The 18,300-nt window shown below is 66.9% G+C and carries 17 protein-coding genes and 1 pseudogene; 4 read left to right on the top strand and 14 right to left on the bottom strand.

Annotation, left to right across the window (positions count from 1 at the left end; genetic code table 11):
• Nucleotides 1-215 precede the first annotated feature (215 nt).
• Together WI26_RS25835 and WI26_RS25830 are read left to right on the top strand one after the other, a co-directional pair.
• Entirely contained in the window at nucleotides 216-2,327 is a 2,112-nt protein-coding gene (locus WI26_RS25835; protein WP_069227873.1) for a penicillin-binding protein 1A, read from the top strand.
• Nucleotides 2,328-2,335: 8 nt separating this feature from the next.
• A complete protein-coding gene (locus WI26_RS25830; protein WP_069227630.1) occupies nucleotides 2,336-2,947 on the top strand; it encodes a trimeric intracellular cation channel family protein in 612 nt (203 codons plus the stop codon).
• Nucleotides 2,948-2,983: 36 nt separating this feature from the next.
• Here WI26_RS25830 and hmuV read toward each other — a convergent pair.
• From hmuV to WI26_RS25810, 5 genes and pseudogenes are all read right to left on the bottom strand, one after another.
• Nucleotides 2,984-3,127: pseudogene (hmuV, locus tag WI26_RS31810) on the bottom strand (hemin ABC transporter ATP-binding subunit); the annotation flags it as partial.
• A 179-nt stretch (nucleotides 3,128-3,306) separates the two neighbouring features.
• Complete coding sequence (locus tag WI26_RS25825) at nucleotides 3,307-3,534, bottom strand: hypothetical protein (protein ID WP_059467415.1); 228 nt, start codon at nucleotides 3,532-3,534, stop codon at nucleotides 3,307-3,309.
• Between the two features lie 71 nt (nucleotides 3,535-3,605).
• Complete coding sequence (locus tag WI26_RS25820; protein ID WP_059501533.1) at nucleotides 3,606-3,989, bottom strand: DUF6232 family protein; 384 nt, start codon at nucleotides 3,987-3,989, stop codon at nucleotides 3,606-3,608.
• A 124-nt stretch (nucleotides 3,990-4,113) separates the two neighbouring features.
• On the bottom strand, nucleotides 4,114-4,374 hold the full coding sequence (locus tag WI26_RS25815) for a DUF2866 domain-containing protein (protein WP_059467243.1): 261 nt from the start codon (nucleotides 4,372-4,374) through the stop codon (nucleotides 4,114-4,116).
• A gap of 221 nt (nucleotides 4,375-4,595) precedes the next feature.
• Complete coding sequence (locus WI26_RS25810) at nucleotides 4,596-5,756, bottom strand: porin (protein ID WP_059467242.1); 1,161 nt, start codon at nucleotides 5,754-5,756, stop codon at nucleotides 4,596-4,598.
• 307 nt (nucleotides 5,757-6,063) lie between these two features.
• Here WI26_RS25810 and WI26_RS25805 point away from each other — a divergent pair, with 307 nt between their 5' ends.
• Nucleotides 6,064-6,870, top strand: coding sequence for a MetQ/NlpA family ABC transporter substrate-binding protein (locus WI26_RS25805; RefSeq protein WP_069227629.1), 807 nt, complete (start codon nucleotides 6,064-6,066; stop codon nucleotides 6,868-6,870).
• A 140-nt stretch (nucleotides 6,871-7,010) separates the two neighbouring features.
• Here the strand turns inward: WI26_RS25805 and WI26_RS25800 are convergent, their stop codons facing one another.
• The 6 genes from WI26_RS25800 to WI26_RS25775 form a co-directional block, all read right to left on the bottom strand.
• Entirely contained in the window at nucleotides 7,011-8,126 is a 1,116-nt protein-coding gene (locus WI26_RS25800; protein ID WP_069227628.1) for a succinylglutamate desuccinylase/aspartoacylase family protein, read from the bottom strand.
• A gap of 259 nt (nucleotides 8,127-8,385) precedes the next feature.
• Nucleotides 8,386-9,168: an ABC transporter substrate-binding protein gene (locus tag WI26_RS25795; RefSeq protein ID WP_059467240.1), complete on the bottom strand. Its 783-nt coding sequence runs from the start codon at nucleotides 9,166-9,168 to the stop codon at nucleotides 8,386-8,388.
• 225 nt (nucleotides 9,169-9,393) lie between these two features.
• Nucleotides 9,394-10,314, bottom strand: coding sequence for a LysR substrate-binding domain-containing protein (locus tag WI26_RS25790; protein ID WP_059508609.1), 921 nt, complete (start codon nucleotides 10,312-10,314; stop codon nucleotides 9,394-9,396).
• 247 nt (nucleotides 10,315-10,561) lie between these two features.
• A complete protein-coding gene (locus WI26_RS25785) occupies nucleotides 10,562-11,155 on the bottom strand; it encodes a hypothetical protein (RefSeq protein ID WP_069227627.1) in 594 nt (197 codons plus the stop codon).
• A gap of 225 nt (nucleotides 11,156-11,380) precedes the next feature.
• Nucleotides 11,381-12,769 carry an NCS2 family permease gene (locus WI26_RS25780; protein ID WP_069227626.1) on the bottom strand — a complete coding sequence of 463 codons (1,389 nt, stop codon included), beginning with the start codon at nucleotides 12,767-12,769 and terminating at the stop codon, nucleotides 11,381-11,383.
• A 477-nt stretch (nucleotides 12,770-13,246) separates the two neighbouring features.
• On the bottom strand, nucleotides 13,247-13,924 hold the full coding sequence (locus WI26_RS25775; RefSeq protein ID WP_059467237.1) for a TetR family transcriptional regulator: 678 nt from the start codon (nucleotides 13,922-13,924) through the stop codon (nucleotides 13,247-13,249).
• 48 nt (nucleotides 13,925-13,972) lie between these two features.
• Between WI26_RS25775 and WI26_RS25770 the strand changes: the two genes are divergently transcribed.
• The gene (locus WI26_RS25770) at nucleotides 13,973-14,638 is read left to right on the top strand and encodes an O-methyltransferase (RefSeq protein WP_069227625.1); all 666 of its coding nucleotides are present in this window, start codon (nucleotides 13,973-13,975) and stop codon (nucleotides 14,636-14,638) included.
• A gap of 161 nt (nucleotides 14,639-14,799) precedes the next feature.
• Here WI26_RS25770 and WI26_RS25765 read toward each other — a convergent pair whose 3' ends face one another.
• From WI26_RS25765 to WI26_RS25755, 3 genes are all read right to left on the bottom strand, one after another.
• Nucleotides 14,800-15,915: an alkene reductase gene (locus WI26_RS25765; RefSeq protein ID WP_069227624.1), complete on the bottom strand. Its 1,116-nt coding sequence runs from the start codon at nucleotides 15,913-15,915 to the stop codon at nucleotides 14,800-14,802.
• Between the two features lie 66 nt (nucleotides 15,916-15,981).
• Entirely contained in the window at nucleotides 15,982-16,788 is an 807-nt protein-coding gene (dkgB, locus tag WI26_RS25760) for a 2,5-didehydrogluconate reductase DkgB (protein ID WP_059914225.1), read from the bottom strand.
• A gap of 272 nt (nucleotides 16,789-17,060) precedes the next feature.
• Complete coding sequence (locus WI26_RS25755; protein WP_069227623.1) at nucleotides 17,061-18,263, bottom strand: MFS transporter; 1,203 nt, start codon at nucleotides 18,261-18,263, stop codon at nucleotides 17,061-17,063.
• Between the last annotated feature and the right edge of the window lie 37 nt (nucleotides 18,264-18,300).

Raw genomic sequence — 18,300 nt, 5'->3', positions numbered from 1 at the left:
GACGATGGTACAGGCGAACGAGCGCGTGCGCCGCGCGGTTCGTCTGCATAGCCCGCACAGCCGCCCGCGCGACCATTCCTAAATAAAATTTAGCCAGCCAAACTTGGCCTAAAGAATGTTCCGGTATCCCGCCATCCCTCCGACAATGCGCGCCTTCCGTGATCGACGGGCGCCTGTTGCGCGCCCGCGTTCGCCGCATCGAAGAAGGAGCCTGCATGACCGACCACACCGCCAACCCTCCGCCGCCTCCCGCATCGCCGCGCCGCGCGTGGCGCATGCTCGCGGGCGCGCTGCTCGGCCTGACGCTCGCGTGTGCGGGCATCGGCGCATGGACGACCCACCGTATCTGGACGCAGTTGCCGTCCGTCGAACACCTGGCCGCCTATCGTCCCGCGCTGCCGCTTCGGATTTTCTCCCGCGACGGCGACTTGCTGGCCGAGTACGGCGTCGAGCGTCGCGAATTCGTGCCGCTCGAACGGATTCCGCCACTCATGCGGCACGCGCTGCTCGCGGCCGAGGACGCAAAGTTCTACCAGCACGGCGCGATCGATATCGGCGGCCTTGCCCGCGCGACGTTCGCGAACGTCGTGACAGGGCAGCCGGGGCAGGGCGGCAGCACGATCACGATGCAGGTCGCGCGCAACTTCTATCTGACTCGCGACAAGGTGCTGAGCCGCAAGCTCGCCGAGATCCTGATGGCCATCAAGCTCGAGCGGGAGTACAGCAAGGACAAGCTGCTCGAGCTTTACATGAACCAGATCTATCTCGGCGAGCGCGCGTATGGTTTCGCGGCCGCCGCGAACGTGTATTTCGGCAAGCCGCTCGACGCGCTGAGCGCGGGCGAAGCGGCCGTGCTCGCGGGGCTGCCGAAGGCGCCGTCCGCGTTCAATCCGGTCGTCAACCCGGCACGCGCGACCGCGCGGCGCAACTACGTGCTCGGCCGCATGCATGCGCTCGGCGAGCTCGACGACGCGGCCTATCGCGCGGCGGTCGACATGCCGATCGCGCTGGCGACCACGCCGCCGCCCGGCATCATCGCGGCGCCGTACGTCGCGGAGCGCGCGCGCCGGATGATGGTCGAACGCTTTCACGACGACGCGTACACGCTCGGGCTCGACGTGACCACGACGATCTCGATGCGCGACCAGCGCGCGGCCGAAGCCGCGCTCCAGCACACGCTGAGCCGGCAGCCGGGCGCGAAGCGCAATGCGCGCGGCGCGCTCGAGGGCGCGCTCGTGTCGCTGGATGCGGCGACGGGCGACATGCTCGCACTCGTCGGCGGCGCGGATTTCAATCGCAACGTGTTCGACCATGCGCTGCAGGCGTATCGCCAGCCGGGTTCGAGCTTCAAGCCGTTCGTCTACTCGGCGGCGCTGGAGAAGGGCTACTTTCCTGGCGTGCTGGTCGACGATACGCAGCGCACGCTGACCCATGAGGAAACCGGCGCGCGGCCGTGGCGCCCACGCAATTTCGGCAACCGCTACGAGGGTTTCATTCCGGTGCGGCGCGGGCTCGTGCGCTCGAAGAACCTGGTCGCGGTCAGCCTGATGCAGGCCGCCGACGCGCGCTACGTGCAGCAGCACGCGGTGCGTTTCGGTTTCGACGCGCAGCGCAATCCGGCGTCGTTGCCGCTCGCGCTCGGCGCGGGCGCGGTGACGCCGCTCGAACTCGCAAGCGCATACAGCGTGTTCGCGAACGGCGGGACGCGGATGGAGCCGCGCCTGATCCTGTCGGTGAAGCAGCGTCACGGCGGCGCGATGTACGAGGCGACGATGCCTGAAGGCGCGCGCGTCGTGTCGGCGCGCAATGCGTTCATGATGGACAGCATGTTGCGCGACGTCGTGAAGGCCGGCACCGCGCGCGGCGCGCTCGCATTGCGTCGCGACGACGCGGCCGGCAAGACGGGCACGTCGAACGGATCGAAGGATGTCTGGTTCGCCGGCTACTCGTCGGGCATCGTCGCGGTCGCGTGGCTCGGCTACGACACGCCGCGCCCGATGGGGCGCGCGACCGGCGCGACGCTCGCGCTGCCGGTCTGGCTCGACTACATGAAGACGGCGGTCGACGGACGCACGCCGGTCGACGCGATGCCGCCGCCGGACGTTGCGCTCGTCGACGGCGACTTCGTATACGCCGAATACACACGCGGCACGTGCACGGCCGACGTGCCGCCGTTCATCCGCAGCCGCTTCGCGTGCGGCGGCGCGCCGGCATCCGACTCGCGGGATGCATCGCGCGAGCAGGGTAAGCCCGATGCGCCGATGCCCGCCGCCGTCGATGCGGCCGAGCGCGAACGCGTGCTCGACCTGTTCCGTACCGAAGACTGAGGCGCGCGATGCATACGCTTTATTTGATCGCGATCGTCGCGGAGGCGATGTCGGGCGCGCTGATGGGCATGCGGCGCGGGATGGATCGCTTCGGGCTCGCGCTCGTCGGCGCGGTGACGGCGCTCGGCGGCGGCACGGTGCGCGACGTGCTGCTCGGCCACTATCCGCTCGGCTGGATCGCGCATCCCGAATACCTGGTGATCACGCTTGTCGCGGCAACCGTCGCGTCGTGGGCCGCGCGGCACGTCGCGCGGATGAAGACGCTGTTCGTCACCGTCGACGCGATCGGTCTTGCGGCGTTTACGATCATCGGCTGCGATATCGGCGCGTCGACAGGCGCCGCGCCGATCATCGTCGTGCTGGCCGGCGCGATCACCGGCGTGTGCGGCGGGATGCTGCGCGACCTGCTGTGCAACGAGATGCCTCTGATCCTGCGTGAGGAACTGTATGCGAGCGTCGCGTTCTTCACGGGCACGCTGTACGTCGGGGGCCAGCATCTCGGCATCGATGCCGGGCTGGCAACGGTGGTCGCGCTGGCGGCGGGCTTCACGATGCGCATGCTTGCGGTGCGGCTCGGATGGAAAATGCGGACGTTCGGCGCCGCGGACGTCGAGCGTTGAGCAGGGTTGCCGCACGGATGCGGCGGCAAGTGAGTGCTACGCCGGCACCATGACCCGCGGCGACCCATCACCCGTTTCCACCATCGTCACCGCGAATCCGTAGCACTGCGCGATATGGGCAGGCGTCATCACGTCGCGCGGCGTACCGTGCGCGACGATCGTGCCGTCCGCGTGCCGCGCCAGTGGATAGCAATGCACACAGGTGGTCTCCCATTGTCGATGAGGGATTTGCTAATTTCGCCAGTGCAAATGAGAATTATTAGCGATACTGGGTCGCAGAGCAGCGCGTTTCTGACGTGCGCCGTCAGCGCGGATCAGGCGAACCGCGCGGGGGCGAAGATGAGGCAAGCAGGCCGGCCCTAGGCCAGCGACTCGATACGAATCAGCAGGTTGCGCGCATGCGCGATGAACGCGTCGTGCGTTGCGCGATCGCCGTGGCCTTCGAAACCGGCTTGTTCGGCGAACGCAAGTTGTTCGGCGTAGAGATCGACGAGCGCGCTGCGCGAGTCGGGCGGCAGCGTGCGGATCATCGAGACGAGCAGCAGTTCCTGCGCGCGCAGCATGCCGGACAGCGATTGGGCGTTCATGCCGACCTCCTCGAACGACGCGGCGGCGTGCCGCTCATTCAATAGTAGGTGGTCGGCGCGCGCAGCGGAAATCAGCCGGCGGCCGTCGCCGTGCGTGCGTCGCGCACGACCTGTGCGACGCGCTCGACGAATTCGGCGTCGACGCTCGACAGCGCTTCGCGCTTGCCGTCGGGCATCTCGACCATCAGGCGGTACGTGACGTCCTGCGTGGTCCAGGCGAGATAGCCGACGACGGCGAGCATCACGCCGACGACCAGCGCGGCGCTCGATGCGCCGATGCCGCCGGCGATGGCGGCGGCCACGCCGATCAGCGAGATCAGCGACGGCACGAGGCGATTCTTCGGGATCTTGACGACGTCGACGTTGCGGATGTCACGCAGCGGGAAGACCTGCCCGGCGGCCGACAGGCCGTTGCGCGTGACCATCACGCCGCGTTCGTTGAATGCGTTTTCCATCGTGTGTTGCGTGGACGAAAACGCGCAGCGTAGCAGACTTCGTTGCCGCGTCAAACGAGACCGAGTGCCGCACGATGCGTGCGGGCCGGCCGCGATGCGGGCCGCGGCGGGTGACCGAGGGGAGTCAGAACTGTAGCTGGCCGTCGCCGTACAGGCGGCCCGGCACGTGCGACGCGACGACCTCGGCGATCTCTTCGTCGGTCGATTCGGCCGGCACGATCTGGCGTCGCGCGGGCGCGTCGAGATGCATCGTCCATTCGACGAGCCGGTACGGGCGGCCCCACGGGCGCTGCATTTCGACCGACACGCGACAGCTCTGGACCGGCAGCGAATGCTGGCGCGTCAGAATCGCATGCAGATGGCTGAAAACGGTATCTTCGATCATCTTGGGCTCCGATCCTGTCTTGTGGGCAGTTGATGGCGGTGCCGTAGTGGGTCTCAAAAAAAAAGCCGCCGATGCTCAGGCGGCCAACAGGGGGGGTGAGAGCATCCTCTCAGCCCAGAATTAAGCGAAACTTAAAAGCCCATAAAAAAGCGCCCCGCGTGGAGCGGGGCGCTTCTTGCCGTCGTCTTCCGCGAAATGAGCGGATAAGTTAAGCGGATGCTTTAGAACTTGTGACGGATACCGACACGAGCGGCCAGCTGGTTCGACGAACCGTTGCCCGACGTGCTGAAGTAGCTCGTGCTCGAGCCGATCTGCGCTTGCACGCCGTTGCCCGATGCCTTCTGGTAGACGACCAGGCCGTACACGTCCGTGCGCTTGCTCAGTGCGTAGTCGAGGCCCAGGTTGCCCTGGTTCCAGTGCGCCGAGTTGCCGCTTTGCGTTGCGTTCGTGTACGTGTAACCCGCTGCTGCCGACAGGGCCGGGGTGATCGCGTACTTCACGCCTGCTTCATACGCGTTGTAGAACGTGCCCGATGCGCCAGCCGCGATCGGGGTGAACTGCGTGCGCGTCCAGAGCAGCCATGCCGTTGCCGGGCCGAAGATGTAACGGCCACCGACGCCGTACGTGCGCAGGTCGCGGATGTTCGTCAGCGCGATGTTCGCGATCGACGTCGAGAATGCCGGCGTCGACTGGCTCGGGAAGCGGATGTCCGTGTAAGCGGCGCCGAGGGCGAACGGGCCGTTCGCGTAGTTCAGGCCGAAGCTGTATGCGCGCGACGAACCGGCCGTCGTCGTGGTGCCCGTCGTCGTCGACGGTGCGCCGGCGAAGTCGGTCGAGTTCGAGAAGCCGTACAACGCGCCGAACGTGAAGCCGGCGTAGTTCGCGCTCTGGAACTTCACCGAGTTGTTGATGCGGCTCGACGTGAGCTGGTCGATGTCGTTCACGTGGTACGCGTAGTTGCCCGCGACCGTGTTGCCGCCCGTCGAGTAGTTCGAACCGAGGATGTCGGTCGAGAACGAGTACTGGCGGCCGAACGTGACCGTGCCGTATTGCGACTGGCTCAGGCCGACGTACGCTTGACGGCCGAAGATCGCGCCACCCTGGCCGATCGTGCCGTTGCCGCTGTTGAAGCCGTTTTCGAGCACGAAGATCGCCTTCAGGCCGCCACCGAGGTCTTCGGTGCCGCGCAGGCCCCAACGGCTGCCCTGGGCCACGCCGTCGTCGTACTTGAACAGCTTGCCGCTGCCGCCGTTCGCGGTCTTGCTGTGGTTCACGTAGCTGATACCGGCATCGATGACGCCATACAGGGTCACGCTGCTTTGTGCGTGTGCCGCGCCAGCCGTTGCTGCGAGGATGGCGATGGTCAACAGTTTCTTGTTCAAAGGATTCTCCGAGCGAATAAATGGCGTGTCCAGTTGCGGTTCCGGCGCTCTCTCTGGGCGCTTTCACGGACCGGTCGCAACTTTATCGGCGGGCCACGTAATGAATGTGACAGGCTTTGTCATATGACGAATCTGTGGTGCCGAAGCGACACTGGATTCTGCCCGGTTGTATAGCAGGGAGTTATACCGATTCCGCCTGAGGTTCGATCGGGGTCGGGAATATGCACATGAAATTAGCTTGGTTGGTGCCGTTGCGGGCCCGTGCCACGATGCGCGCTTCAACAACGACACGGGACAAGAGGACACCATGCGACGTTCGATCCTGACCGGCCTCGGCGCGCTTGCCGCGGTGCTGGCCTTTGCCGCACCCGGCGCGCACGCCGACTCCCAGACGCTGAAGATCGGCACGATGAGCGGCCCTGACGCGCAGATCTGGACCGAGGTGACGAAAGTCGCCGCACGCGAAGGCCTCGCGATCAAGGTCATCGAGTTCAACGACTACGTGCAGCCGAACGCGGCGCTCGACGCGGGCGACCTCGATGCGAACGGTTTCCAGCACCAGCCGTTTCTTGACAGCCAGATCAAGCAGCGCGGCTACAGGATCGTCAACGTCGGGCTGACCTACACGGCGCCGATGGGTTTCTATTCGAAGAAGCTCAAGTCGCTGAAGGACCTGCCGGCCGGCGCGAAGGTCGGGATCCAGAATGATCCGTCGAACGGCAACCGCGCGCTGCTGCTGCTGCAGAAGTACGGGGTGATCAAGCTGAAGCCGGGCGTGGGCACGAACGGCGTGAACGCGACGCCGCTCGACGTCGCCGAGAATCCGAAGAAGATCAGGATCGTCGAGCTCGACGCCGCGCAACTGCCGCGCGCGCTGCCCGACCTCGACGCCGCGTCGATCAACACCGACTACGCGGTGAAGGCGGGGCTCACGCCGGTGAAGGATGCGATTGCGATCGAGGATCTGCGCGGGCCGTACGCGAACCTGATCGCGGTGCGCGCGCAGGACAAGGACAAGCCGTGGGTGAAGAAGCTCGTCGCGGCCTATGAATCGGACGACGTGCGCAAGTTCATCGACCAGAAGTTCGGCGGTGCCATCGTGCCGGCGTTCTGAACGTCGGCCGTTGCCTGGTCGCGGCGCGGGGCATCACGCCCGACCGAAAAGCAAATCGCCCGCGCAAGCGGGCGATTTCGTTCATGCGCGCCGTGATGCGGCGAGCGCGCTGGCCGCTCGGGCGGCTCAGGAGTTCAGGATCACGCCGACAGCAGCGAGCCGGTGCGGATCGGCGTCGCGCCGGCGATGCGCGCGACTTCCATGCCGGCGGTGGCGAAGCGCACGACCTGACGCGCGTACAGCACGCCCGACACGCTGCTCTTCAGCGTGATCACGCGATCGGTCAGCGGATCGACGATATCGGCCACTTCCTGGCCGGCCTCGATCCACGCGCCGACCGGCGTGCGGAACACGATCACGCCCGACACCGGCGCGACGAGCGGATCGGTGCCCGCGAGCGGCGTGGCCGGATGCGCGAGCGGCGGCAGCGGCGCGGGCGTGCCGTCGATCACGCCGCGTTCGGTCAGGTATTCGACGATCGCCTGGGAATCCTTTTCCGCGAGTTCATAGGACACGTCGCGCTCGCTGCGCAGTTCGACCGTGACGGAAATCGCGCCGTTCGGGATCGGGAAGCGGTCGCCGAAGCGGCCGCGCAGATCCGACCAGCAGAAGCTGTGGATCTCGTCGAACGGATTGCCGACCGAATTCAGCGCGAGCAGCGACGCCTGCGCGTCCAGATAGCGCGCCAGCGGCTCGACGTCTTCCCACAGATCGGGGTTCGTATACAGATGCATGACCGCATCGTTGTCGCAATGCAGGTCGAGGACGATGTCCGCGTCGAACGACAGCTTCTGCAGCGCGAGGCGCTGCGATTCGAGTTCGGTGCGCGGCTTCTGCTCGTCGAGCGCCTCGCGCATCGCGGTGCGCACCGCGCCGAGGTTGCGCTGCGCATCGTTCGTCAGCCGGCCTTCGATGCGCGGCACCACGAGCGCCGCGAGATCGTAGAAATTGCGGTTGAAGTTCTGCATCGAGCCGAGCTCGAAGCGGCCGAGGTGATCGCCGAACACATGCTGCGACAGGCCGATCGGGTTCGGCACCGGCACGATGACGATTTCGCCGCGCAGCTTGCCGGCCGTCTCCAGCGCGGCGATCTTGCGGCGCAGCAGCGCGGCGACCAGCATGCCGGGCAGTTCGTCCGCGTGCAGCGACGACTGGATGTAGACCTTCTTCCCGCCGCGCGGGCCGTAGTGGAAGCTCGTGATCTGACGTTCGGTGCCGACGGCGGGGGAAATCAGCGGATGGGTCTGCGTTTGCATGATGAGGGGAGGGCGGCGCAGCCGCGAGTGATCCGGTATGCGTGGAAGATCGATTGTACGTTGCCTTGCGCGAACCTATCAAACCACGCACCGGACAAGTCGATTTCCTTTACGAATCATCGGGTTGTTGCGTAAAAAATAACGCTGCCGCCGCCCTTCGTTCACGCGTGCCCCGTCGTCGTTCGTCGCGCGCGGAGCAAAAAAAACGGGCTCCTTGCGGAGCCCGTCTGCGCGGATGCGAAGCGCGCGTTGCGCGGTGTTACTTGCCGTACACGTCGAAATCGAAGTACTTCTTCGCGATCTTGTCGTACGTGCCGTCCTTGCGCATGCCGGCGATCGCGCCGTCGATCTTCGCCTTCAGGTCGGTGTCTTCCTTGCGCAGGCCGATGCCGGCGCCGTTGCCGAGCGTCTTCGGATCGTCGATGTCCTTGCCGGCGAAATCGAAGTTCGCGCCGCGCGGCGTCTTCAGGAAGCCGATTTCAGCCTGCACCGCGTCCTGCAGTGCGCCATCCAGACGGCCGGAGATCAGGTCGGCATAGACCTGGTCCTGGTTCTGGTAAGGCACGACGTTCACGCCCTTCGGCGCCCAGTACGTCTTCGCGTAGGTTTCCTGGATCGTGCCCTGCTCGACGCCGACCGACTTGCCCTTCAGCGATTCGGCCGTCGGCATCAGGCCGGCACCCTTCTTCGCGACGAGGCGCGTCGGCGTGTTGAACAGCTTCGACGAGAACGCGATCTGTTCCTGGCGCGCCGGCGTCATCGACATCGACGACAGGACGCCGTCGAACTTGCGTGCCTTCAGCGCCGGGATCATCCCGTCGAAGTCGTTTTCGATCCACACGCACTTCGCGTTCATGCGGCGGCAGATTTCGTTGCCGAGATCGACGTCGAACCCGACCACCTTGCCGTCAGCGCCTTTCGATTCGAAAGGCGGGTAGCTTGCGTCGACGCCGAAGCGCACGGTCGTCCAGTCCTTCGCGTATGCAGTGCCGGCCGATACGGCGAGCAGGGCTACGGTCACAGCCGCAAGAATCTTTTTCACTCGGTGACTCCTCGTTTTGTTCGATGGGTGCGCGGTTGTGCCGCGCCGTAAGCCTTCGGCCCGGCGCGGCTTCGCGTCGGACTGTCCGTTTCGCTGCCCGATGCGGGCGCGCGACGTGCGCAAGATTATCAAGACAAAATACCGGCAGGGCGCCTAGGACATGCCCCGATACCGGACCCGACGGCCGTGCGTGCGGCGCGCGACCGTTTCAGACGAAGGAACGATTCAACCGAGCGTTTCGTTGACCGCGCGCTGCAGGCAGGTGACGAATTGCGACACGGCAGGCGTTGGCAGCAGGTCGCGCCGCGCGATGATCGACAGGTCGAAGCGCGGCATGCTTTCGTCGAGCTCGGCCGTGCGAATCCCGAGCGGCGCCACCATCGTGGCCAGCGGGCGCGTGAAGCAGCCGATGACGTCGGAGCGTGCGACGAGTCCGAGCGTCACCGCGAACGACATCGGCGAGCGCAGCAGGCGCTTCGGCAGCGGCAGCCCGCGCGCCTCGAACATGCCGACCATCACGCTGTGCGGGAATTGCTCCGCCCCGACCGTGACGATCCATTCGGCGTCGAGCAATTCCTCTAACCGGCGCGCGTGCGCCAGCGGGTGGCCTTCGCGCATCACGACGGTGAACTCGGTCGACAGCAGCGGCACCTGCGTGAAATCGCGGTCGAGGGCCGGCACATGGTGCATCGCAGCGATGTCGAGCGTGCCGTTGCGCAGTTGCGCGAGCGCGTCCGGCACCGTCACCTCCTCCAGGTGCAGGCTGACGTTCGGCATCGACTGGCGGAAGGCGGTGACCGCGTGCGGCAGCGCGGTCAGCGCGATCGACGGCATCGTGCCGACCGCGACGCGCCCCGACATTTCCCCTTTCACCTGCTCGACGGCCTCGACGGTGCGGCGCATGTCGCCCAGCAATTGCTCGGCGCGCGGCAGCAGCGCGTGGCCGCACGCGGTCAGCTCGACGCCGCGCACGCTGCGGGCGAGCAGTTCCGCGTTCAGCGCCGTCTCGAGTTCGCGGATCGTATGTGTGATCGCGGGTTGCGTGACGCCGAGCTCGCGCGCGGCCGCGCGCAGGCTCTTGTGATGCGCGGCGGAGACGAATGCCTGGAGCTGCGCGATGTTCAGGTGGTTTCGGATGCGGGTCATCGATCGGTTCGGATCTGGCGGCGGGCCGGGGGCGCCGGCGCGAAGATCGACAGGGTAGCGCGCCGCGACGGCGAACGCCGAGTGGAACAAAAAACGCGGAGCGCGGTGCGGCATGTTTGCGCCGCGACCGATGGCGAACCGATCAGGATTGCAAATTTACAGATGACGGTGCGTGAGCGTCCGTGACGTCGGCGAGATGCGCGGCGATTCGACGTACCGCATCGCAATGTGGCGGCGGCCGGGCGTGTCAGGCGAGCGCCAGTTCGACGGCCGCGAGCGTGCGGCGGCGGATCCAGCCGCTCGCGAGCCGGATCGCGAGCCAGTACGGCAGAAACAGCAGCCGCGTGCGCATGCTCGGACAGTGCACGAAGGTTTCGGTGCGCAGCAGCCGCGTGCCGGACGACAGTCCGACGACCTCGAACCGTAGCACCAGTTTCGCGTCGCGCGGATCGTCGTGCCGGACGAAGGCCGCGGCGTCGTCGATCGTCCGCACGTCGGGCGTCGGGCGCCAGAAGCGTCCGATGAGGCCCAGCGACAGCGACGTGTCGTCGCGATGCAGCAGCGTGAACGTATCGAAGCCGAAGCGTTCGCGTGCACCTTCGGCTCGGCGGTCGCCCAACGCGCGCGCGATGGCCGCCGGCGCTTCGCGCACGGTGAGCAGTGCGTCGATGACCGGATCGGCGCGCATGTCGAGCGCGGCCACGGCGTCGATGATGCGCGACGGCGGCGCGTCGATCGGCTGCGATTCATGAACTTCGACGAAGCCGAACGACGGGATGAACGGCGGCTTGTGCGCCGCGGTCCGCGTGTCTGATTCAGAGACGATGCCGAACGGATTCATGAGCGCTCCGGAGGACAAAGCGCGATCGTAGCACTGCGTGCGGAATCGCGATGCGATGAGCCGGCCATTTCGCGTGACAACGCGCCGCAACGCCGGCAGCGCCGACAAAAAAGGCCTGGAAACATGCGTTTCCAGGCCGGGAGGCCATCGACGACGATGGTGGAGGAGACGTGTCGTCCCGATGCGCGCCGCCCTTCTGCCGGCGACGTCGCGCATGATGCGCGGTCAGATCGCCCAGCCGCCGAGATAGAACGTGACGAGCACGGCCGCGATGAGCACGGTGCCGACGTTGAGCTTGCGGAATTCGCCGCTGGCGATGCGGCCGATCACGAGCGTCGAGAAGCCCAGCATGATGCCGGTCACGATGTTCGCGGTCAGCACGATGAATACCGCGCACACGAGGCCCGACATCGCATCGACCATGTCGTCCATGTGCAGCTTGCTCACGCTGCCGAGCATCAGCAGGCCGACGTACATCAGCGCGGGGGCCGTTGCGTACGACGGCACGAGGCCGGCGAGCGGCGAGAAGAACATCACGACCAGGAACAGCACGCCGACCACCGCGGCGGCGAGGCCCGTCTTCGCACCGGCCGCCACGCCGACGCTCGACTCGATGTAGGCCGCCGCCGGCGCACCGCCGAGGAAGCCGGAGAAGATCGAGCTGACCGAATCGGCGGTCAGCGCGCGCCCGCCGTTGATGATGCGGCCACTTTCATCGAGCTGGCCCGCCTGGCCCGCGACCGCGCGAATCGTGCCGGTCGCGTCGAACACGGCGGTCATCACGAGCGCGAGCACGCTCGGCAGCACGGCCATCGACAGTGCGCCCTTGATGTCCATCGCGCCGATCAGCGATGCGTGGCCCGGTGCGCTCAGCGACGGCAGCGCGAAGATGCCGCGATACTTCACGGCCGGATCGAACGCGAGGCCGATCAGCGAGATCGCGACCACGACGAGCAGGATGCCGCCGGGCACGCGGCGCTTCTCGAGCCCGAAGATCGCGGCGAGGCCGACGACCGACATGATGACCGGGAACGCGGTGATCTGGCCGAGCGAGACCGGCAGGCCGGCGCCCGGATTCTTGATCACGAGGCCGACGTCGTTCGACGCGATCAGCAGCAGGAACAGGCCGATGCCGATCCCGGTGCCGTGTGCGACGCCCGCGGGCAGGTTGCGCAGGATCCACGAACGCACGCCGGTGACCGAGATGCCCGTGAACACGAGGCCCATCAGGAACACGGCGCCGAGCGCGACGCTCGGATGCAGGCCCTTGCCGAGCACGAGGCCGAACGCGGTGAACGCGGTCAGCGAGATCGCGCAGCCGATCGCGATCGGCAGCTTCGCCCACAGGCCCATCAGCAGCGAGCCGAACGCGGTGGTGAGACAGACCGCGACGAATACCGCGCTCGTGTCGAAGCCCGCCTTGCCGAACATGCCGGGCACGACGAACACCGAATAGACCATCGCGAGGAAAGTGGTCACGCCCGCGACGATTTCGCGACGCTGCGTGCTGCCGCGCGACGAAATGCCGAAGTACCGGTCGATGACTCCCTTGGTGCCGAAGTCCGTTTCTTCCGCGCCGACGCCGACCGTCGGCTGCACCGGGGTATCACTCATGAGCTTGCTCCTTTATCAGCATGCTGAAACGGCCCGTGGCAGGCCGTCGTCAGGGTGTCTCGTATCTGGTTGAAATTATCGGCAGCGTCGTGGGGACGCATCGCGCGCGATTCGTGTCGTCGTCCGCGCGTCGAAGGGCGCGCGAGTGTCGCGTCGTACGACGCGTGGTGCGGTCGACCCCGTCACGTGTGCTTTGCCGTAGCGAAGGTTAGGCGAACGGCTCATCACGTCCCATTGGAGGAAGAGCATGCAGCGCATGTCGCAGCGCTTATATCGGCGTGCAACGGGGCTTCGTCGTCGCGGAACGCGTGTATACGCCTAGTTCGAATCCGTTAAGGCGATTATTTGAACGCAGGATCGGCGGGCAGGGCGGCAGCGGGTGACGCATCGGATATTACGAATGTCTTTCGCCGAGGCCGCGCAGGCGCGCGAATACGGCGGCGCGGCCGTACGGCCGTGCGTCGTCGCCGCCGTGCATCAACCGCGCGCGAGCTGCGCGAGATACGCGCAGAACATGTCGGCCATCGCGGCCGCGTACGCGTCGATTTCCGCGGGCGTGCGTTCGGTTTCCGAAAACGCCTTGCCGGAATTCATGAGCGTGCTGGTGATCAGCTCGCACGCGAGCGCGCGCGTGGCGTCCGGCACGTCGGGCAGCGCGTCGAGCATGAACGCGCTGAAGATCCGGTCGCCGGCGGCCTTCGCTTCCCGGGCTTCGGGTGTATCGCGATAGAGCGGCGCGGCGTCGTCGAGCGCGATGCGCATCCGCGCCTCGTCGCATTCCGAGCGGATGAACGCATGGACGGCGGTGCGCAGCCGCTCGGGCGGCGTCTTGTGCGGATCTTCCAGCATCCCGCGCAGCATTCCGGACGTCTGCCGCCACTCGTCGTGCTGCAGCCGGAACAGCACGGCCGCCTTGTTCGGGAAGTACTGATACAGCGAACCGACACTCACACCGGCGCGCTCGGCGACGCGCGCCATCGTGAAGCGCTGCGCGCCTTCGGTCGCCAGAACCTGAATAGCGGCCTGCAGCACGTCGTCGACGAGCTGGGCGGAGCGCGCCTGCCGAGGCAGTCTGCGCGTGGCGATCGGGGTGTTGCGGCGGTCGGTCATGACGGGTCTGCCAATGCGAATAGTAAAACGTGAATAGTTCGTCATATTCTAATCGGGCGCTCTGACGCACTCAACCTGACACTGGAGATTCGCATGACCACCCTGATTCACGACCCGCTGGCGTCGCTGCTCGCGCGCCTGTTCGACGAAGCCGACGCATCGTCGCCCGCGTCGAGCCCGGACTTCGCCGACCTGTCGCACGACGAGCACGCGCGGCTGATGCGCAGCAAGACCGATTACGCCGATTTCTATGCGCGCCTGAAGGACTATCCGCTCGCGGTGTCGCGCGAGACGGGCACGCTGCTGTACATGCTCGCGCGCAGCTGCGGCGCACGCTCGATCGTCGAGTTCGGGACGTCGTTCGGCATCTCGACGCTGCACCTCGCTGCCGCGCTGCGCGACAACGGCGGCGGCCGCGTGATCACGAGCGAGTTTGAAGCGTCGAAGGTCGCGCGGGCGCGCGCGAACCTGTTGGCGGCGGGGCTGGCCGATCTGGTCGAGATCCGTGAAGGCGATGCGTTGCGCACGCTGGCGAGCGATCTGCCGGACACGGTCGATCTCTTGCTGCTCGACGGCGCCAAGGCGCTGTATCCGGAGATCCTCGCGCGGATCGAGCCGCGGTTGCGGCCCGGGGCGTTCGTCGTTGCCGACAACGCGGAATACAGCCCGGACTACCTCGATTACGTGCGTGCGCCGCGCAACAGCTACCTGTCGGTGCCGTTCGGCGGCGATGTCGAGCTGTCGATGAGGATTGGCTGAACGCGATCCGTGCCGGCGGCCCGCGCATTGCGCCGCCGTCGATGCTCGGGCCATGCCGACGGTGGCGTCCGGCATGGCCCGATACGAGGCGACCGGCGGCGCGGTGCCGAAAACGGAAAACCACACGGGCGCAATGCTCGTCTCGCCCGGCCTTGGGACGTTCACGCCGCGGCTTGCGCAAGCGTCGGATAGTCGATGAGGCCGCGTGCGCCGCCGCCGAACAGTGTGTTGCGGTCGTGCGGCGTGAGCGCGGCGCCGGTGCGCAGGCGTTCGGGCAGGTCGGGATTCGCGACGAACGGGCGGCCGAAGGCGACGAGGTCGGCCCAGCCTGCGGCGATCGCTTCGCGCGCGCGCTCGGCCGTGTACGCGCCGGCGTAGATCATCACGCCCGGGAACGCGGCACGCAGCTGCTGCTTGAACTCGACCGGCATCAGCGGCGCGTCGTCCCAGTCGGCTTCCGCGATGTGCAGGTAGCCGACGCCAAGTTCGCCGAGCAGCTTCGCGGCGGCGAGGTACGTCGTCTCGGGATCGTCGTCGACGCAGCCGTTCAGCGTGGTCAGCGGCGCGAGTCGGATGCCGACGCGCGACGCGTCGCCGGTGCCTTCGATCAGCGCCTGCGCGACTTCGCGCAGGAAGCGCAGCCGGTTCTCGAGCGAGCCGCCGTACGCGTCGGTGCGCGTGTTCGCGTTCGAGTCGATGAACTGGTTCACGAGATAGCCGTTCGCGCCGTGCAGCTCGACGCCGTCGAAGCCGGCTTCGATCGCGTTGCGCGCGGCGGCGCGGTATTGATCGACGATCTCGCGGATTTCGTCGACCGACAACGCGCGCGGCTCGGAGGCCTGCACGAAACCCGGCGTGCTGCCGTCTTCACCGGCGATGAACACGTTCACGCCCTTTGCCTGGAGCGGCGACGACGACACGGGTTGCCGGCCGCCGAGCAGGCTCGTGTGGCTCAGCCGGCCGACGTGCCAGAGCTGCGCGAAGATGCGGCCGTGCGCGGCGTGGACGGCGTCGGTCACCTTGCGCCAGCCGGCGACCTGCGACGGCGTGTGGATGCCGGGCGTCCATGCGTAGCCCTTGCCGAGCGGCGCGATGTACGTGCCTTCGCTGACGATCAGCCCGGCACTTGCGCGCTGCGCGTAGTACGCGGCCATCAGTTCGTTGGCTTCGTCGCCGGGCTGGCTGGCGCGCGAACGCGTCATGGGCGGCATCACGATGCGGTTCGGCAGCGTCAGAGTGCCGAATTGCAGCGGCTGGAAAAGCGGGTCCTGGGTCATGATGGATTCCTGTCGGTGCCGCGGCCGGCTGGCCGCGGACGGTTTTCGATTGACGGGGCGGGGCGCTTAATCCCACTTCGGCGCGAGGCCGGCCGGGTCGACTTCGCGGCCGTTGCGCTCGAGCGCGGCGATCCGCGCCATGTCCTCGTCGGTCAGGCGCAGCGTCCGCGCGAGCAGGTTGCTCGCGAGGTTTTCGCGCTTCGTCGACGACGGGATTACCGAATAGCCGAGCTGCAGGGCCCAGGCGAGCGCGACCTGCGCCGGCGTCGCATCGTGACGTTGCGCGATCGCACCGATTACCGGGTCGCCGAGCACCTTGCCGTACGCGAGCGTCATGTACGACGTCACGTGGATGCCCTCGGCGTTCAGGAACTCGACCAGCTTGCGGTTCTGCAGATACGGGCTCAGTTCGATCTGGTTCGTCGCGATCGCATCCTTGCCGACCACCGCGATCGCTTCCTTCGTCAGCTCGATGTTGAAGTTCGAGATGCCGATCTGGCGCGTGAGGCCCTTCGCCTTCGCGTCGGCGAGCGCGGTCATGAACGCGTCGATCGACACGCCGTTGTCCGGAGCCGGCCAGTGGATCAGCGTCAGGTCGACGTAGTCCGTGCGCAGCTTGCGCAGGCTTTCCTCGAGACTGGCGGCCAGCTTGGCCGGCGCGTAGTTGTCGACCCAGATCTTCGTCGTGACGAACAGGTCGTCGCGGCGCACGCCCGATGCGGCAATCGCTTCACCGACTTCGGCTTCGTTGCCGTAGATCTGCGCGGTGTCGATCGCGCGGTAGCCGAGTTCGAGGCCGTTGCGGACCGAGTCGATGACAACCTGGCCTTGCAGGCGGAAAGTACCGAGGCCGAATGAGGGAATGTTGCTCATCATGTGTTCCTGGAAGAGGTGGACCGATTGCGGTATGGAAGTCATTCTGGCGTCCCGAACTGATGAGATAAACGCCTTCAGAGGTCAAAAATATTGGATTCCAAATCAAATATCGGCGCGAGCCGGCTCCGCCGCGTGCGCCCCTGCCATCGCACGAAGCGCGCGGGCCGTGCTCGTGCTTTGCGTGAGGCGAGATGAAGCCGTCGCTGCGTACGTCGAGCGTCTTGCCTTCGAACGACGAGCGTCGGGCCGCTGCCGCCTGAAGGCGACCTTCAATGCGCGAGTTCCACGGGTTCGGCCGTGCGTTCGGGCAAGCCTTGGCCGCGGTCGAGGCGGCCGCTCAGCGCGGTCAGCGCGAACGCACCGAGCGTGACGACGGCGGCGATCCACGGCGTATGGCCGAGGCCGACGTTCGCGACGATCAGGCCGCCGAGCGACGAGCCGCCGGCGACGCCGAGGTTGAACGCGGCGATGTTGAAACCCGACGCGACGTCGGTGGCGTCCGGCGCGAAGTGGCGCGCCTGCTTGACGACGTACACCTGCAGGCCCGGCACGTTGCCGAATGCGACCGCGCCCCACGCGAGCATCGTCAGCACCGCGAGCCCCTTCACGTGCACCGTGAAGGTCAGTGCGAACAGCACGATCGCGAGCAGCAGGAAGATCTGCTTGAGCGCCTTGACCGGACCGACGCGGTCGGCGAGCTTGCCGCCCCACACGTTGCCGAACGCGACCGATACGCCGTAGCCGACGAGCACGAGGCTGACCTGCGACGGCGTGAATCCGGCGATCTGTTCGAGCAGGGGTGCCATGTAGGTGAACGCGATCAGCGAGCCGCCGTAGCCGACCGCCGTCATCGCGTAGACGAGCAGCAGGCGCGGCTGGGCCAGCACGCGGAACTGACGGGCGAGCGGCGCCGGCGGTGTGCGCGGGAGGCCGCGCGGCACGAAGGCCACGGCGCCGACGAACGCGACGACGCCGAACAGCGCGACGATCAGGAACGTCGCGCGCCAGCCGAAGTGCTGGCCGATGAAGGTGCCGAGCGGAATGCCGGCGACGAACGCGACGGTCATGCCGCTGAACATCGTCGCGATCGCGCTGGCGGCCTTGTCCTTCGGCACGAGCGTGGTCGCGATGATCGAGCCGACCGAGAAGAATACGCCGTGCGCAAGGCCGGTGAGCACGCGCGCGACGATCAGCGATTCATAGCCCGGCGCTTGCCAGGCGACGAGGTTGCCGATGGTGAACAGTGCCATCAACGCGGAGAGCAGCGTCTTGCGCGGCACGCGGCCGGTGAGCGCGGTGAGCAGCGGTGCGCCGATCGCGACGCTCAGCGCGTAGAGGCTGACGAGCAGGCCGGCCGACGGCAGGCTGACGCCGAGATCGGCGCCGATCGTCGGGATCAGCCCGACGATCACGAATTCGGTCGTGCCGATGGCAAATGCGCTGATGGTCAGCGCAAGCAGGGCAAGTGGCATGGCGGGATCCAGGTTCCAGTAAGAATGGACCGCAGTG

The sequence above is a fragment of the Burkholderia diffusa genome, assembly GCF_001718315.1.
GTDB classification, from domain to species: Bacteria; Pseudomonadota; Gammaproteobacteria; order Burkholderiales; family Burkholderiaceae; genus Burkholderia; species Burkholderia diffusa_B.
The sequence above is the reverse complement of the archived record's forward strand: the minus strand, read 5'-3'. Positions and strand labels throughout refer to the sequence as shown.

Coding starts and splice junctions, on each gene's coding strand:
- WI26_RS25820 (WP_059501533.1), bottom strand. CDS start 3,989: ATGGAAAACGCATTCAACGAACGCGGCGTGATGGTCACGCGCAACGGC.
- dkgB (WP_059914225.1), bottom strand. CDS start 16,788: ATGAGCAACATTCCCTCATTCGGCCTCGGTACTTTCCGCCTGCAAGGC.
- WI26_RS25775 (WP_059467237.1), bottom strand. CDS start 13,924: ATGACGAACTATTCACGTTTTACTATTCGCATTGGCAGACCCGTCATG.
- WI26_RS25805 (WP_069227629.1), top strand. CDS start 6,064: ATGCGACGTTCGATCCTGACCGGCCTCGGCGCGCTTGCCGCGGTGCTG.
- WI26_RS25830 (WP_069227630.1), top strand. CDS start 2,336: ATGCATACGCTTTATTTGATCGCGATCGTCGCGGAGGCGATGTCGGGC.
- WI26_RS25790 (WP_059508609.1), bottom strand. CDS start 10,314: ATGACCCGCATCCGAAACCACCTGAACATCGCGCAGCTCCAGGCATTC.
- WI26_RS25835 (WP_069227873.1), top strand. CDS start 216: ATGACCGACCACACCGCCAACCCTCCGCCGCCTCCCGCATCGCCGCGC.
- WI26_RS25755 (WP_069227623.1), bottom strand. CDS start 18,263: ATGCCACTTGCCCTGCTTGCGCTGACCATCAGCGCATTTGCCATCGGC.
- WI26_RS25770 (WP_069227625.1), top strand. CDS start 13,973: ATGACCACCCTGATTCACGACCCGCTGGCGTCGCTGCTCGCGCGCCTG.
- WI26_RS25785 (WP_069227627.1), bottom strand. CDS start 11,155: ATGAATCCGTTCGGCATCGTCTCTGAATCAGACACGCGGACCGCGGCG.
- WI26_RS25815 (WP_059467243.1), bottom strand. CDS start 4,374: ATGATCGAAGATACCGTTTTCAGCCATCTGCATGCGATTCTGACGCGC.
- WI26_RS25765 (WP_069227624.1), bottom strand. CDS start 15,915: ATGACCCAGGACCCGCTTTTCCAGCCGCTGCAATTCGGCACTCTGACG.
- WI26_RS25825 (WP_059467415.1), bottom strand. CDS start 3,534: ATGAACGCCCAATCGCTGTCCGGCATGCTGCGCGCGCAGGAACTGCTG.
- WI26_RS25800 (WP_069227628.1), bottom strand. CDS start 8,126: ATGCAAACGCAGACCCATCCGCTGATTTCCCCCGCCGTCGGCACCGAA.
- WI26_RS25780 (WP_069227626.1), bottom strand. CDS start 12,769: ATGAGTGATACCCCGGTGCAGCCGACGGTCGGCGTCGGCGCGGAAGAA.